Below are 14,935 nucleotides of genomic sequence, written 5' to 3' on the forward strand. Positions count from 1 at the left end.
GGCCGACATCCATTGTGGGAGCGGGCTTGCCCGCGAAGAGGTCAGTTGTCTCAACGAATTTTTTTCAGGATGCCTCCATGCTCCAGTTGATCCTCGGCGGCGCCCGCTCCGGCAAAAGTCGCCTGGCCGAAAAGCTCGCCACTGACAGCGCGCTGGCCGTGACGTACATCGCCACCAGTCAGCCGCTGGATGGCGAGATGAATGAACGCGTCGCCCATCACCGTGCCCGTCGTCCCGCCGAATGGGCGTTGATCGAGGAGCCGCTGGAGCTGGCCCGGGTGCTGCGCGAGAACGCCAGTGCCGAGCGTTGCCTGCTGGTGGATTGCCTGACGCTGTGGCTGACCAATCTGCTGATGCTCGAAGACGCCGAACGCCTCGCCGCCGAGCGCGCAGCCCTGCTTGAATGCCTGGCGTCGCTGCCGGGTGAAATCATTTTTGTCAGCAACGAGACCGGAATGGGTGTCGTGCCGCTGGGCGAATTGACTCGCCGCTACGTCGATGAAGCCGGTTGGCTGCATCAAGCTCTGGCCGAGCGTTGTCAGCGAGTCGTCCTGACCGTCGCCGGCCTGCCCCTGACTCTTAAAGGACCTGCGTTATGACTCAAGCCTGGTGGCTGAACCCGTGCAAACTGGTGGATACGGACGCCGTTGAAAGCGCGGCAGCCCGTCAACAGCAATTGACCAAACCCGCAGGCTCCCTCGGGCGACTGGAATCTGTAGCAGTGCAACTGGCCGGATTGCAGGGGCAGATCAAGCCGAAACTCGATCAGGTCTGGATCGCGATTTTTGCTGGCGACCATGGCGTTGTCGCCGAAGGGGTTTCCGCGTTTCCGCAGGAAGTCACCGGGCAGATGCTGCTGAATTTCGTCAGCGGCGGCGCGGCGATCAGCGTGCTGGCGCGGCAGCTCGGTGCGCAACTGGAAGTGGTGGATCTGGGCACCGTGACCCCGTCGCTGAACCTGCCGGGCGTGCGCCACTTGAATATCGGCCAGGGCACGGCGAATTTCGCCAAGGGTGCGGCGATGACTCGGGCACAGGGCGAACTCGCCTTGCAGGGCGGCCGCGACAGTGTGCTGCGCGCGAAGGCGGCGGGCGCGCAATTGTTCATCGGTGGCGAAATGGGCATCGGCAACACCACGGCCGCCAGTGCGCTGGCCTGTGCGCTGCTCGATTGCCCGGTGGCACACCTGACCGGTCCCGGCACCGGGTTGAATGCCGAAGGCGTCAGCCACAAGGCGCTGGTGATCGAGCGGGCGCTGGCGCTGCACTCGGCGCAGCGTGGGGATGTGCTGCAGACCCTGTTCAATCTCGGCGGCTTCGAGATTGCGGCTTTGGTCGGCGCGTATCTGGCCTGTGCTCAGGAAGGTGTGGCGGTGCTGGTGGACGGCTTCATCTGCACGGTCGCTGCGCTGGTGGCGGTGCGTCTGAATCCGGCTTGCCGTGAGTGGCTGCTGTTCGGTCATCGCGGCGCCGAGCCGGGCCATCGTCATGTGCTGGAAACGCTGAGTGCCGAGCCGCTTCTTGAACTGGGCCTGCGTCTGGGCGAGGGCAGCGGCGCTGCGCTGGCGGTGCCGTTGTTGCGTCTGGCCTGTGATCTGCACGGCCAGATGGCGACCTTCGCCGAGGCCGCGGTGGCGGATCGTCCGGCATGACCTTGCGTCTGGATCTGCTGCGCCACGGTGAAACCGAACTCGGCGGTGGCCTGCGCGGCAGCCTCGACGACGCGCTGACTGAAAAAGGCTGGGCGCAGATGCGCGAGGCGGTGAGCGGGCAGGGACCGTGGGATCGGCTGGTCAGTTCGCCGTTGCAGCGTTGTGCGCGGTTTGCTGAAGAGCTGGGTGCGCAGCGGGATCTGCCAGTATCTCTGGACAAGAATCTGCAAGAGCTGCATTTCGGTGCCTGGGAAGGGCAGAGCGCGGCGGCGCTGATGGAAACCGATGCCGAAGCGCTTGGGCTGTTCTGGGCGGATCCGTATGGGTTTACCCCGCCGCAGGGTGAGCCTGTCAGCGAGTTTTCTGCGCGGGTGCTGGCGGCGGTCATGCGACTGCATGCGGCGCACGCGGGGGAGCGGGTGTTGCTGATCAGCCATGGCGGCGTGATGCGTCTGTTGCTGGCGCGGGCCCGTGGTTTGCCTCGTGAGCAGTTGCTGAATGTCGAAGTGGGTCACGGCGCGCTGTTTTCGCTGATCGTCGAGGCCGACGGTTCGCTCAGGGAAGTGTGCTGACATGCTGCCCCTGTGGATCGCCCTGCAATTTCTCAGCAGCCTGCCGATTCGTCTGCCGGGCATGCCGGCGCCCGAAGAACTCGGCCGCTCGCTGCTGTTTTATCCGCTGGTGGGCTTGCTGTTCGGGGTGATTCTCTGGGCACTGAACATTGCCTTGGCCGGCACGCCATTGCTGTTGCATGCCGCGTTGTTGCTGACGGTTTGGGTGCTGCTCAGCGGTGCTTTGCACCTCGATGGGCTGGCGGACAGCGCCGATGCGTGGCTCGGCGGTTTCGGTGATCGCGAGCGTACGCTGACAATCATGAAGGACCCGCGCAGCGGGCCGATTGCGGTGGTGACGCTGGTGCTGGTGTTGTTGCTCAAGTTTGCCGCGTTGCTGGCCTTGATCGAACAGCAGCAGGGTATGGCATTGATCATCGTGCCGCTGATCGGGCGGGCGGCGCTGCTCGGACTGTTCCTCACCACGACTTATGTGCGGGCCGGTGGATTGGGGCAGGCGCTGGCCGATCATCTGCCACGCAAGACGGGTTGGCAGGTGCTGGCGGTGAGTGCGGCGGTGTGCGTGGTGATTGCCGGGTTCAATGCTGTCGTGGCGTTGCTGCTGGCGGTCGTCGTGTTCATCTGGTTGCGACATTTGATGGTGCGGCGCCTGGGCGGAACCACGGGCGATACGGCCGGTGCACTGCTGGAATTATTGGAAATGTCGGTGCTGGTCGGGCTGGCCTTGTTTTGATCTGTAACTTGATTTGACAGACTCGCGGGTATATACACGCATCATGCTTCCTTCTCAGTGTTTGTGCATCAACCTGCGTCGCGCCGCACGTGGCGTCAGCAGGCATTACGACGGCGCTCTCGACGGCTTCGGGATCAACGTTGCCCAGTATTCTCTGCTGTGCAATCTGCAGCGGCTGGATCAACCGAGCATCTCCGAGCTGGCCGAAGCGATGGGCCTGGATCGCAGCACTCTCGGACGCAATCTGCGGGTACTGGAAGGCGAAGGGCTGGTGGCGCTGGCTGAGGGCGAAGACATGCGCAACCGCATTGTCCGGCTCACCGAAACCGGTGCGCAACGCCTGGCAGCAGCCCTGCCGGCCTGGGAAGCGGCGCAGCAGCGGTTGATCGACCGACTGGGTGCCGAGAAGCGTGAAACCTTGCTGCGGCTATTGGATGAACTGGCCTGAGGGCCGGTTTTTTCCGAATCTAAGCGGGTATATACCCGCGACTGGAGAATAACAATGAGTTCGATGTGGCGTACGTGCGGTTGGGTGTTATTGGGGAGTGCGCTGATTCTGGCGTTGTCATTGGGCGTGCGGCACGGTTTCGGCCTGTTCCTGTCGCCGATGAGTGCCCAGTTCGGTTGGGGCCGTGAGGTGTTCGCCTTCGCCATCGCCTTGCAGAACCTGATCTGGGGCCTGGCGCAACCCTTCACCGGCGCACTGGCCGACCGCTTCGGCGCGGCAAAAGTGGTACTGATCGGCGGCGTGCTCTACGCCCTGGGCCTGGTGTTCATGGGGCTGTCGGAGACCGCTTTGGGCTTGTCCCTGAGCGCTGGCCTGCTGATCGGCATCGGGCTGTCCGGGACCTCGTTCTCGGTGATTCTCGGCGTCGTCGGCCGCGCCGTGCCACCGGAGAAACGCAGCATGGGCATGGGCATTGCCAGCGCCGCCGGATCCTTTGGTCAGTTCGCCATGCTGCCGGGCACCCTCGGGCTGATCGGCTGGCTCGGCTGGTCGGCGGCGTTGCTGGTGCTGGGCCTGCTGGTGGCGCTGATCGTGCCGCTGGTGAGCATGCTCAAGGACAAACCGCTGCCGGTGCTCGGCCATGAGCAAACCCTGTCCGAAGCCCTGCGCGAAGCCTGTTCGCATTCCGGGTTCTGGCTGCTGGCGTTCGGTTTCTTCGTCTGCGGTTTTCAAGTGGTGTTTATCGGCGTGCACCTGCCGGCCTATCTGGTCGACCAGCATCTGCCGGCCACCGTCGGCACCACGGTGCTGGCGTTGATCGGCCTGTTCAACATCTTCGGCACCTACACCGCCGGTTGGCTCGGCGGGCGCATGTCCAAGCCGCGTCTGTTGACCGGTCTGTACCTGCTGCGCGCGGTGGTGATCGTGCTGTTCCTGTGGCTGCCGGTGACGACCACATCGGCTTATCTGTTCGGTATGGCCATGGGCTTCCTGTGGCTGTCGACGGTGCCGTTGACCAACGGTACGGTGGCGACCTTGTTTGGCGTGCGAAACCTGTCCATGCTCGGGGGGATCGTGTTCCTGTTCCATCAACTCGGCTCTTTCCTGGGCGGCTGGCTGGGCGGGGTGGTGTATGACCGAACCGGGAGTTATGACTTGATCTGGCAAGTGGCGATTCTCTTGAGCCTGTTGGCGGCCGCGCTGAACTGGCCGGTGCGCGAGCGCCCGGTCGCGCGTCTGCAGGTCCGTACGAGCGCAGCATGAAGCGGATCTGGCCGCAAGTCGCTATCTCTGCACTGGGCGCCGCGTTGCTGGCGCTGGTGTGGTGGGGCTGGCATCAGGGCGGGCTGGCGCTGATGCAGTTGGGCATGGGTGCTTGCCTGTAGGCTTTGGTGGCGAGTAACGTCGGGTTCTGACGACTCTCAAGGATGCCCGACATGCTCAAGCGCTGGTGTGCTGTTCCTGTGTTGCTGATGGCGTTGACCGGACTGGCCCAGGCCGCGGATTGTCCGGATCTGTTGCAAGGTTCGTTGCCCAGGTTGCGGGCCAAGGAATCCATCGACCTGTGCCAGCGCTACGCCGACAAACCGCTGGTGGTGATCAACACCGCCAGCTTCTGTGGTTTCGCCCCGCAATTCGAAGGCCTCGAAGCGCTCAATCAGCGCTACAAGGCGCAAGGGCTGGAAATGCTCGGCGTGCCCTCCAATGACTTCAAGCAGGAGTCCAAGGACAGCGCCGAGACCGCCAAGGTCTGCTACGCCAACTACGGCGTGACGTTCACCATGACCGAGCCGCAGAAGGTGCGGGGTGACGATGCGACTCACTTGTTCCAGGTGCTGGCAAAACAGAGCAGCGCACCGAAGTGGAATTTCTACAAATACGTGGTTGATCGCCAGGGCAAGGTGATCGCCAACTTTTCCAGCCTGACCAAGCCGGATGATCCGGAGTTTCTCGCGGCTATCGAGAAAGCCATCGCCTCAAAACCCCTGAAACCCTGATCGACACCCACTAAAAAGCCCCGCCTCTGTCGAGAGGGCGGGGCTTTTTAGTGGGCGAGGGGTTAGCCTCGCCGTACAGCATCAGAAGCGGTAGGTCGCGCCGACACCGAAACCGTTTGCCGAGTTTTCATACTTGGCATCGTAGGTCTGGCCACGATTGTTTTCGTTGTGGACCTTGACGGCCTCTTCCTTCAGGTACGAGTACGCGACGTCGATGGTCAGGTCGTCAGTCGGGCTCCAGCCGGCACCGATGCTGAAGATGGTCCGGTCACCGGTAGGGATGCGCGGCGAACGGTCGACGTTGTTGGTCGGCGACTGGTCGAAGGTCAGACCGGTACGCAGTACCCATTCCTTGTTCAACTGGTAGGACGTACCGATGGCGTAAGCCCAGCTGTCATGCCAGTTCTGCTCTTCGGTGATTTCGCCAAACTGGCCGGCCAGCAGCGGCTGGACACCGGAGTTCTTGACGGTGATCTTTTCCAGCTGGCTCCAGCGGGTCCAGGTGGTACCGGCATAGACGTTCCAGCGATCGTTGATCGCCTGGGTAACCGAAAAGTCCACGGATTCAGGCGTGGTGATCTTCAGCGAAGCGTCGTACTTCTGGCTGGCACCCAGACCGACTGCGGCCAGTGCGCCGTAGTTGACCTTGGTGTTGCCTTCGAGCTTGTAGTCGACCTTGGAATGGTAGGTCAGACCCAGTCGAGTGGTGTCGGTCGCTTGTACCAGCACACCGATGTTGTAGCCCAGCGCGGTGTCATCACCCTTGATCTTGACCTTGCCGTCCGGCAGGGCCTGAGTGATCGACAGGTTCGATTCCAGGGTGCCGTCGATACGGTTGATGGTCGGACCGAAACCGACCGATACCACATCGTTGAACTTGTAGCTGACGGTTGGCTGGAAAGTGATGACCTGTACTTCGGACTTGCTGCCGAAGTAGCGGCCGGCGAAACCTTTTTCATAGTCGGTAATCAGGCCGAAGGGTACGTACACACCCAGGCCGAATGCCCAATGCTCATCGATCGGCTTGACGTAGAAACCCATAGGAACTGAGGTGAAGGGCACCATGTCGCCTTTGTTGCTGCCGCCGTTGGGGCTGGAGCTGGCGTCGCTGATATCGGTCTTGGCATCGAGGAATGCAACACCACCGGTGACTTGTTCGCGAGTGAGACGCGACATGCCGGCAGGGTTGCCATAAACAGTGCTTGCATCGTCGGCAGAAGAAGATCGCCCGGCGTACCCAGTCCCCATCCCGCTGATGCTGTGCTCGTTGATGGCAAAGCCAGCGGCGAAAATCTGCGTGGATGCCAGGGAAACGGCGAGGCTGATGGTGGTTTTGAGCATTACTTTTTTCATTATTAGAACTCCTGGTGATCACCGGGGCGGAAATTACCAACATTTTCGTCCCAGCGCTATAGTCCCTAAGGCTTGAGTTAGAGCGGTTTTGTAGGACAATCCGACCAGATTCGCGACCCGTTGGACGATCTTGCGAAACTGACGAGTCAGCACGCGACCTGATTCAGCGGTGAAACACAGGTCTGCCAGGCACAGGTGAAGTCACGCAGACGACCCTGGGGTTGAAAGGTCTGGCGCCAGATGCGGGCCATTGCGAGCAGGTCGTCCGGGTCGGGGAGGGTGGGGGTCTGTTCTTCGACCAGCAGCCAGGCGATGGCGGTGGCGTAACGCAGGTTGACGGTCAGTTCGAGGTGCGGACTGCTGAGAAAGGCATGCTGGCTGGCCAGGCCGCGAACCAGGCTGGCGCGCTCCGGATCGAGCGCCAGGTAATGGTCCCATAGGGCCTGGTGGCGATGCTCGGCAATCCGGTACAGGCCGTGGCCACGGCGGTCATGCAGGGCGGAACCCAGGGCGGACTGACTGGCGGCGATGCCCAGCAGCAGGGATTCGGCGGTGGCGCAGTGACGTCCCAGATAAATCAGCGTTGGACGGATCACATAGCGGCACAGTTCGCTGGCAGCGATACCCATAAAACCCTCGGTTCTTGTTATTGGGCGGCGAGGCCTGAAGGGGAGCTTGGCAGCTGTGAATCGAATCAGGCCCGCCGAAAGCGGATCAAGCCGCTTGAGTTGAAGTGTAGTGTCATATTCGCGCCGTAAAGGCCTGTTTTTAAAATATTTCCGGCGAGCAGTTATAACCGTTATATCGGTTGGTGCTTAACCGTGAGCGGTAAAAAGAGAAACATCGGGCAATAAAAAGCCCCGCGTTTCAAGCGGGGCTTTTGCTTTTGCAGCCACTTCGGCCTCTCAGGCGATCAATGCCTGACGCGTGCGATCGATCACGGCCTGCAGCGGTTCGGCGCTGGAGTACTGATCGGGGTACAGACGCTCGCTGTGGCGGGCGATCCCGTGTTCATTGACCACGGTGAAGCTGAAGCAGCCTTTGCGAGCGGCCATGATCAGGCAGTTCATTGGAGCAAAAGCGTTGGTTAGGGTGCGAATGGCATCCTGAGTCTGGATTTGAGTAGACATAGTTATTAGGTGTTCCTACAAATGACACGGATAAGAACCGTGCAACGTTAAAACGTTCCAGTAACGCAGACCACCATTGGTCGAACGAAGAACCCGACTGGAACAAAGCAGCCAGTTTGAAGCGCTGAAAAGTTGGCGCGCTTGGGCTGGCAGGTAGGTACTTAGGAGGACAGGCAACACATCGAGGGCAGAGGTTCTGGGCCCGGGGTGAAGATCCTGATCAATTTGCAGGTTGGTTCGGTCAGAGTAAGTGGTCTTCGCAACACCCTTTGTATTCGTTTCAAAGGCTGTGTCGTCGCAAGATTTACCTGGAAACCATCGAGGGGTCGGACCCGCTTTTGTCGGTGGAGGCTTCTGTGAAAAGAAGGCTGACCGTGGGGGGTTGTTCGACCGGAATTGACTTTCAGCTTGGTACTAACGCCGCGGATACTAACGGAACGCATCGAGGAAGGCAAACCTCATTTCTAAAAAGAACCTGCGGGATGTTCTTCCGGCACCGGCCGCGCCCCGATTTGGCTCACATCCCGACCGTCGGTCGTCTCGCGGGGGCGGCGAAGTGGTTGCATCGCAGCCGCTTATCCCCAATCAGAATGCCGGAACGACCCGAAAAAGCGCATCGATATAACCGCGTAACAGGTACTTGTGCACATTAGTTGCGCAGACGGTAACCACACTGTCACATCGTTCCTGACCCCGATGGCTGCCTGTAACGAAAGTTTAAGTCAATGAAAAACATCGCTTTTTTTTACTGGTGAAAAAATCGTCAGTTTGACTGCGGGCCCCATTCCACAAGGCTTTGCGGCGTGTCGAGAGGGGTTGTCCACTGAGTTATCCACAGCTTCTGTGGATTGTCCCGAGCGCTTGCTCTAGCACGGGCGTGCCGGGATTTTTTTCGACTTTACCTGTGCGAAAAAAAGAGTAGAGTGGCGCGCCTTCCGATCTGCCCCACAGTGCTTTATGAAGTTTCGCTCAGCTCCAGATTCTGTTACTTCCCAACCCCCTCGTGTTACCGCCCCCAAGCGATTGTCCGTACGTGTGGCCGAATGGCTGCTCGACAGCCCGCGCCTGAGCGACAGCCAGAATGCCAAGCACCTCGCCGGCCGACTGCTCAAGCAACCGGCCCGCGAAGGCGTGATTGTGGCGCAAAGCCGTCTCGGACAGTTGATGTGTCGTGAGTGCGGCAATGCCCGGGATCGCCGCATCGGGCAGGACCTGCTGCGTCAGGCCGCCCGTGCGGGTGACCGGCGTGCACAACAGGAACTCGGCCTGATCGAAGACTGAGCTGTCCAAGACCTGACGCCTTGGTTAACCTTCAGGCTTTATCGGATCGGCGGGAATGACTATGGCGATGGACTTGACCAGCATCTTGCTCGGGTTGGCAGGCGCGGCCTTGCCGCTGCTGGCACTGGCCTGGCAACTGCAACGTCGGGCCAGTCAGAACCAGTCTGAAGTCGCGTTGCTCGAAGAGCGGCTGGCCATGGCGCAAATGGCCCAGGACGGCCTCAATGCCCAGCTTGAAGCCTGTCGCGACGAAATCGCCGACCTTGGCCAGGCCAATGCCTCCAAACAAGCCGATCTCGCGGCCGTGCGCCGGGAAGTCGAACTGTTGCAGATCGAGCGCGACGACGCCCGCGACGCCGCCCATGCCTGGAATCTCGAGCGCGCCAGCAAGGAAGCCGAGCTGCGACGTCTGGACGCTCAGGCCGCTTCACTGAATGCCGAATTGCGCGAGCAGCAGGAAAGCCATCAACAACGTCTCGATGACCTGCAAGGCTCCCGCGACGAGTTGCGCGCCCAGTTCGCCGAACTGGCGGGCAAGATCTTCGACGAGCGTGAACAGCGTTTCGCCGAAACCAGCCAGCAGCGCCTCGGGCAGTTGCTTGATCCTTTGAAAGAACGCATCCAGTCCTTTGAAAAACGGGTCGAGGAAAGCTATCAGGCCGAAGCCCGCGAGCGCTTCTCCCTGGCCAAGGAGCTTGAGCGTCTGCAACAACTGAACCTGCGCCTGAGCGATGAGGCCACCAACCTGACCCGTGCTCTGAAAGGCCAGAAAACCCAGGGTAACTGGGGCGAACTGATTCTGGAACGAGTGCTGGAACATGCCGGGCTGGAGAAGGGCCGCGAGTACCAGACCCAGGTCAACCTCAAGGGCCCGGACGGCGAGCGCTTCCAGCCGGACGTGATCATTTACCTGCCGGGCGACAAGCAGGTGGTGGTCGACTCCAAGGTCAGCCTCACGGCGTATCAGCAATATGTGGCGGCCGACGACGATGCCATCGGCCAGATCGCCATGAAGCAGCATGTGCTGTCGCTGCGCAGCCACGTCAAAGGCCTGGCAGGCAAGGACTACAAGCGTCTTGAAGGGCTGCACAGCCTCGATTTCGTCTTGCTGTTCGTGCCCATCGAAGCGGCGTTTTCCGCGGCGCTGCAAGCCGAGCCGGCGCTGTTTCAGGAAGCCTTCGACCGCAACATCGTGATCGTCAGCCCGACCACGCTGCTCGCCACCCTGCGGGTCATCGACAGCCTGTGGAAACAGGAACGCCAGAGCCAGAACGCCCGGGAAATCGCCGAGCGAGCCGGATGGCTGTACGACAAGTTCGTGCTGTTCATTCAGGATCTGGACGAAGTCGGCAATCGTCTGCAGCAACTGGATAAAGCCTACAGCGCAGCACGAAACAAACTGACAGAGGGGCGCGGCAACCTGGTCAGTCGCAGTGAGCAGCTGAAATTGCTCGGCGCACGAGCGAGCAAGAGCCTGCCGGCGGATCTGCTGGAGCGCGCCATGACCGATGCCGACGGCCTGGTCGAACTGCCTGAATAAGCCACTCTTTTAGAGCGGCAAATAGCGGCTCAACAACGCCCGCAACGCCGCCGGTTTCACCGGTTTGGCCAGATAATCCAGCCCGGCCGCGTGCACCAGGGCCACGGTTTCCGGATGTCCGTCGGCGCTGATCACCACCCCGGGCACCGGTTCGCCCAGTCTCGTACGCAACCAGGCCATCAGGTCGGTGCCGGTTTCACCGTGATCGAGGTGGAAGTCCACCAGCGCCAGTTGCGGCCGCACGCCATCGTTGAGCAGCGCCGCACATTCTTCGCGGTTGCGCGCCGTCCACACATGACAACCCCAGCGCGTGAGCAGGCTGTTCATGCCGATCAGAATGCTGTCTTCGTTATCGATGCACAGCACCCGCGCGCCGCTGTGCAGTTTGCCGTTGAGTTCGACCGCAGCGCCCGGCTGCGCGGTTTGCGTCTTTGCCAGCGGCACCCGCACACTGAACACACTGCCGCGCCCCGGCCATGAACGCACGCGCAAGGTGTGCCCGAGCACCCGGCACAAGCCGTCGGCGATCGCCAGGCCTAGGCCCAGGCCTTTCTCGGCGCGGGTCTGATGGCTGTCGAGGCGTTTGAATTCTTCGAAAATCACTTGCTGCTTGTCTTCCGGAATCCCTGGACCGCGATCCCACACCTCCAGGCAAATCTCGCCCTGTCGCCGGCGTACGCCCAGCAAGACCGGGCCTTTGGCGTAGCGGAAGGCGTTGGTCAGGAAGTTTTGCAGGATCCGTCGCAGCAACTTGATGTCGCTGTCGATGCGCAAATGACTGCCGCGGACCCGGAAGCTCAGGCCCTGTTCCTGCGCGAGCGCCTTGAATTCGGCACCGAGGGTGTCGAACAGCTCATTGACCGCGAACGGCTTGCGATCCGGATTGATCTTGCCGTTCTCCAGACGGGAAATGTCCAGCAGGTCGCTGATCAGGTCTTCGGCCGAGCGCAGCGAGCTGTCGAGATGCTGCACCAGTTTCTGTGCTTCACCGCTCAAGCCGTCCTCTTGGTGGGAGAGGGCGGCGGAGAACAGCCGTGCGGCGTTCAACGGTTGCATCAAGTCGTGGCTGACCGCCGCGAGGAAGCGGGTTTTCGACTGGTTGGCCGCCTCGGCATTGCCCTTGGCCTCAGTCAGCGCGACGTTGAGTTGCGACAGTTCCTGAGTCCGCTCGCTGACCCGTTGTTCCAGCCCTTCGTTAGCCTCGGTCAGTGCCTGTTCGGCTTCGCGGAACGCGGTGATGTCGGTGAAACTCATGACGAAACCGCCGCCGGGCATCGGGTTGCCGATCAGTTCTATCACCCGGCCGTTAGGGAACAGGCGCTCGGAGGTGTGGGCGCGGCCCTGACGCATCCAGTGCAGGCGCCGGGCAACGTGAACCTCCGCTTCGCCGGGGCCGCACAGGCCGCGTTCGGCGTTGTAGCGAATGATGTCGGCAATCGGTCGGCCAACGCTGATCAAGCCGTCCGGGTAATTGAACAACTCCAGATAGCGCCGGTTCCAGGCCACCAGTTTCAGCGACTGGTCGACCACACTGATGCCTTGGGTGATGTTCTCGATGGCGCCTTGCAGTAGGGCGCGGTTGAACTGCAACACTTCCGAGGCTTCGTCGGCGATCCGGACGACGTCCTCCAGTTGCATCTCCCGACCTTCAATGGCGGCTTTTACGACAGCCCGTGTCGAAGAAGCACCCAGGACACCGGCCAGCAAGCGCTCGGTATGGGCAATCCATTCGCCGTCGGCGTTCTGGTTCGGGTTGAAGCCCTTGCCCTGGCGGTAGGCGAAACGAATGAAGCTCTGCCGCGCACGTTCTTCACCGACAAAGCGCGCCGCCAGTTGCAGCAAGTCGTCGATCTGTACCGCCAGCATCGAGCGTGCGCTGGGTCGGGCGCTGATTTCCTGGCCGATGAAGCGTCCGGCCTGCCAGTGTTCCGACACCCGGGTGCGCGACAGTACCGAGACCCAGGCGAACAATGTGAAGTTACCCGCCAGCGATAGCACCACGCCTTGAGTCAGCGGGGTAATCGGTAGGTTTAGCGGATTGCTGTGCAGCCAGGCCAGACCGGGGAAAGTGTCCAGCGACCAACCGAGACTGCGCGCAGCGATCGGCAGGATCAGGGTGTAGAACCACAGGAATGTGCCGGCGGCGAGGCCGGCAAATACGCCGCGGCGGTTGGCCTGTTTCCAGTACAACGCGCCGAGCATCGCCGGCGCCAGTTGGGTCACGGCGGCGAACGCGATCTGGCCGATGGTCGCCAGGCTCGCGGTGGAACCGAGCAATCGGTAGCTGACGTAAGCCAGCAACAGAATCACCACGATGCTGACCCGACGCACCGACAGCATCCACTGGCGGAACACTTCGAACGGCCGCTCGGCATTGTTGCGGCGCAACAGCCATGGCAGCAGCATGTCGTTGGACACCATGGTCGACAGCGCCACGCTTGCCACGATCACCATGCCGGTGGCCGCCGAGGCGCCGCCGATAAACGCCAGCATGGCCAGCGCCGGGTGAGCCTGGGCCAATGGCAGGCTGATGACGAAAGAGTCGGGGATGACCGAACTGGGCAGCATCATCTGACCGGCCAGAGCGATCGGGACTACAAACAGCGCAGCCAGTCCGAGGTAGGCCGGGAATACCCATTTGGCCAGGCGCAGATCCTGCGGGTCGATGTTCTCCACCACTGTCACATGGAACTGTCGGGGCAGGCAGATGATCGCCATCATCGCTACGCCGGTCTGTACCACCATCGACGGCCAGTTGATGGTTTCTTTCCAGTATTCCTCAAGGCGCGGGGCGAGCATTGCCTGATTGAACAGGTCGTCGAAGCCGTCATACAGGCCATAAGTGACGAAGGCGCCGACGGCGAGGAAGGCGAACAGCTTGACCAGCGACTCGAATGCAATCGCCAGCACCATGCCCCGGTGGTGTTCGGTGGCGTCGAGGTTGCGCGTACCGAAAACGATGGTGAACAACGCCAGCACCAGTGACACGATCAGTGCCGTGTCCTGGGCGCGGGTGCCCATGGCATCGGCACCGGCGCCGATCAGCAGGTTCACGCCCAGGACGATGCCCTTGAGCTGCAAGGCGATGTAAGGCAGGACGCCCACCAGACAAATCAGCGCCACGACCACCGCCAGCGATTGGGATTTGCCGTAACGGGCGGCGATGAAGTCGGCGATGGAGGTGATGTTCTCCTGCTTGCTGATCATCACCATTTTTTGCAGAACCCACGGCGCACCCAGCAACAGCAGGATCGGCCCGAGGTAAATCGGCAGAAATGACCATAGCTGTTCGGCGGCCTGACCGACCGCGCCAAAGAACGTCCAGCTGGTGCAGTAGACCGCCAGCGACAGGCTGTACACCCAGGCACGCATCCGCGGCGGCAACGGTGCGCTGCGGCGGTCGCCGTAGAAGGCGATGGCGAACATGATGGCCATATAGGCCAGGGCGACGGCGGCGATCAGCCCGGTGGACAACGACATGGAACACTCCCGACAGAAAACGACCGGACTTGCGCCCGGTCAGACAGTCTCGCACGGGCGCGGCGGTTAGTCAGTGTCGACCAAGGTCGTGGCGTGGCGGGGTGTCGCAGGAACAGAGCCGGGCAGTTCTGTGGTCAGTCCGGTTTGAGCGCGATGTCGATCAAACGGTGCAGTTCTTCGACTTCCAGCGGCGCTGCCGAAAACAGAATGCGGAACACCACCGGGGACACCACCAGATTGATCAGCCGATCCACGCTCGGCGCCGGTTCCTCGGGGTGGCGTCCAATGATGGTCTGCAATTGCTCGCCGATGATCGTTACGCAATAACCCGGGGTCGCACTCGCCTGCACGTCGCGCATCATGTTGCGCCCGGGCTCCGAACTCATTTCGTCGAGATATTGTTCAGCCCAGGCACGGATATCGCTGCGCAGGCTGCCGGTTTGCGCCGGCTCGCTGTCGGGGCGCATGCGGGCGAGGGCGACGTCGGCCAGCAAGGCGGCCAGATCGCCCCAGCGCCGGTAAATCGTCGACGGCGTCACCCCGGCGCGCGCCGCGATTTGCGGGACGGTCACCGTTGAGCGCTCCTGTTCTTGCAGAAGCGCGCGGACTGCCGAGTGAATCGACTCCTGCACCCGGGCACTGCGACCGCCCGGGCGTAAACCTTCTTTAATAGCCATGCGGCAGACCTTAACACAAAGAATTTGCTTTAAGCGCAAGCCGAGAGCACACTCCGCAAAAGCAAAAAATTAG

The 14,935-nt window shown here is 61.6% G+C and carries 15 protein-coding genes; 10 read left to right on the top strand and 5 right to left on the bottom strand.

From position 1 onward, the window contains the following. Nucleotides 1-77: 77 nt before the first annotated feature. The 8 genes from cobU to NE357_RS08455 are packed head-to-tail and all read left to right on the top strand — an operon-like array spanning nt 78 to nt 5,401. The gene (cobU, locus tag NE357_RS08420) at nt 78-599 is read left to right on the top strand and encodes a bifunctional adenosylcobinamide kinase/adenosylcobinamide-phosphate guanylyltransferase (protein WP_169429475.1); all 522 of its coding nucleotides are present in this window, start codon (nt 78-80) and stop codon (nt 597-599) included. Next, a complete protein-coding gene (gene cobT / locus NE357_RS08425) occupies nt 596-1,651 on the top strand; it encodes a nicotinate-nucleotide--dimethylbenzimidazole phosphoribosyltransferase (RefSeq protein WP_169429476.1) in 1,056 nt (351 codons plus the stop codon). The genes cobU and cobT overlap by 4 nt, the downstream gene beginning before the upstream one ends. Further along, nucleotides 1,648-2,223: an alpha-ribazole phosphatase family protein gene (gene cobC / locus NE357_RS08430; RefSeq protein ID WP_169429477.1), complete on the top strand. Its 576-nt coding sequence runs from the start codon at nt 1,648-1,650 to the stop codon at nt 2,221-2,223. Before cobT ends, cobC begins: the two co-directional genes overlap by 4 nt. A gap of 1 nt (nt 2,224) precedes the next feature. Further along, nucleotides 2,225-2,956 carry an adenosylcobinamide-GDP ribazoletransferase gene (locus NE357_RS08435; protein WP_169429478.1) on the top strand — a complete coding sequence of 244 codons (732 nt, stop codon included), beginning with the start codon at nt 2,225-2,227 and terminating at the stop codon, nt 2,954-2,956. Nucleotides 2,957-2,999: 43 nt separating this feature from the next. Continuing rightward, entirely contained in the window at nt 3,000-3,404 is a 405-nt protein-coding gene (locus NE357_RS08440; RefSeq protein WP_169429479.1) for a MarR family winged helix-turn-helix transcriptional regulator, read from the top strand. 54 nt (nt 3,405-3,458) lie between these two features. Beyond that, complete coding sequence (locus tag NE357_RS08445) at nt 3,459-4,667, top strand: MFS transporter (protein WP_169429480.1); 1,209 nt, start codon at nt 3,459-3,461, stop codon at nt 4,665-4,667. Next, complete coding sequence (locus NE357_RS08450) at nt 4,664-4,789, top strand: hypothetical protein (RefSeq protein WP_283241417.1); 126 nt, start codon at nt 4,664-4,666, stop codon at nt 4,787-4,789. Before NE357_RS08445 ends, NE357_RS08450 begins: the two co-directional genes overlap by 4 nt. Before the next feature lie 51 nt (nt 4,790-4,840). Next, nucleotides 4,841-5,401, top strand: coding sequence for a glutathione peroxidase (locus NE357_RS08455; protein WP_169429481.1), 561 nt, complete (start codon nt 4,841-4,843; stop codon nt 5,399-5,401). An 81-nt stretch (nt 5,402-5,482) separates the two neighbouring features. On the opposite strand, the gene NE357_RS08460 is transcribed toward NE357_RS08455, so the two are convergent. The 3 genes from NE357_RS08460 to NE357_RS08470 all read right to left on the bottom strand — a co-directional run bounded on the left by NE357_RS08460 (nt 5,483) and on the right by NE357_RS08470 (nt 7,884). Beyond that, on the bottom strand, nt 5,483-6,754 hold the full coding sequence (locus tag NE357_RS08460; RefSeq protein ID WP_169429482.1) for an OmpP1/FadL family transporter: 1,272 nt from the start codon (nt 6,752-6,754) through the stop codon (nt 5,483-5,485). A 146-nt stretch (nt 6,755-6,900) separates the two neighbouring features. After that, nucleotides 6,901-7,383 carry a hypothetical protein gene (locus NE357_RS08465; RefSeq protein WP_085710598.1) on the bottom strand — a complete coding sequence of 161 codons (483 nt, stop codon included), beginning with the start codon at nt 7,381-7,383 and terminating at the stop codon, nt 6,901-6,903. Nucleotides 7,384-7,659: 276 nt separating this feature from the next. Next, nucleotides 7,660-7,884: a hypothetical protein gene (locus NE357_RS08470; protein ID WP_007950419.1), complete on the bottom strand. Its 225-nt coding sequence runs from the start codon at nt 7,882-7,884 to the stop codon at nt 7,660-7,662. Between the two features lie 957 nt (nt 7,885-8,841). Between NE357_RS08470 and NE357_RS08475 the strand changes: the two genes are divergently transcribed. After that, nucleotides 8,842-9,165, top strand: a complete 324-nt coding sequence (locus tag NE357_RS08475) for a sel1 repeat family protein (RefSeq protein WP_169429483.1) — start codon at nt 8,842-8,844, stop codon at nt 9,163-9,165. A gap of 175 nt (nt 9,166-9,340) precedes the next feature. Next, nucleotides 9,341-10,705 (top strand): DNA recombination protein RmuC, encoded by a 1,365-nt coding sequence (gene rmuC, locus NE357_RS08480; protein ID WP_169432607.1) that lies wholly within the window; start codon nt 9,341-9,343, stop codon nt 10,703-10,705. Nucleotides 10,706-10,714: 9 nt separating this feature from the next. Here the strand turns inward: rmuC and NE357_RS08485 are convergent, their stop codons facing one another. Then, complete coding sequence (locus tag NE357_RS08485) at nt 10,715-14,185, bottom strand: hybrid sensor histidine kinase/response regulator (protein WP_169429484.1); 3,471 nt, start codon at nt 14,183-14,185, stop codon at nt 10,715-10,717. A 134-nt stretch (nt 14,186-14,319) separates the two neighbouring features. Further along, nucleotides 14,320-14,862 carry a TetR/AcrR family transcriptional regulator gene (locus tag NE357_RS08490; RefSeq protein WP_169429485.1) on the bottom strand — a complete coding sequence of 181 codons (543 nt, stop codon included), beginning with the start codon at nt 14,860-14,862 and terminating at the stop codon, nt 14,320-14,322. Between the last annotated feature and the right edge of the window lie 73 nt (nt 14,863-14,935).

The sequence above is a fragment of the Pseudomonas sp. G7(2022) genome (assembly GCF_052660475.1).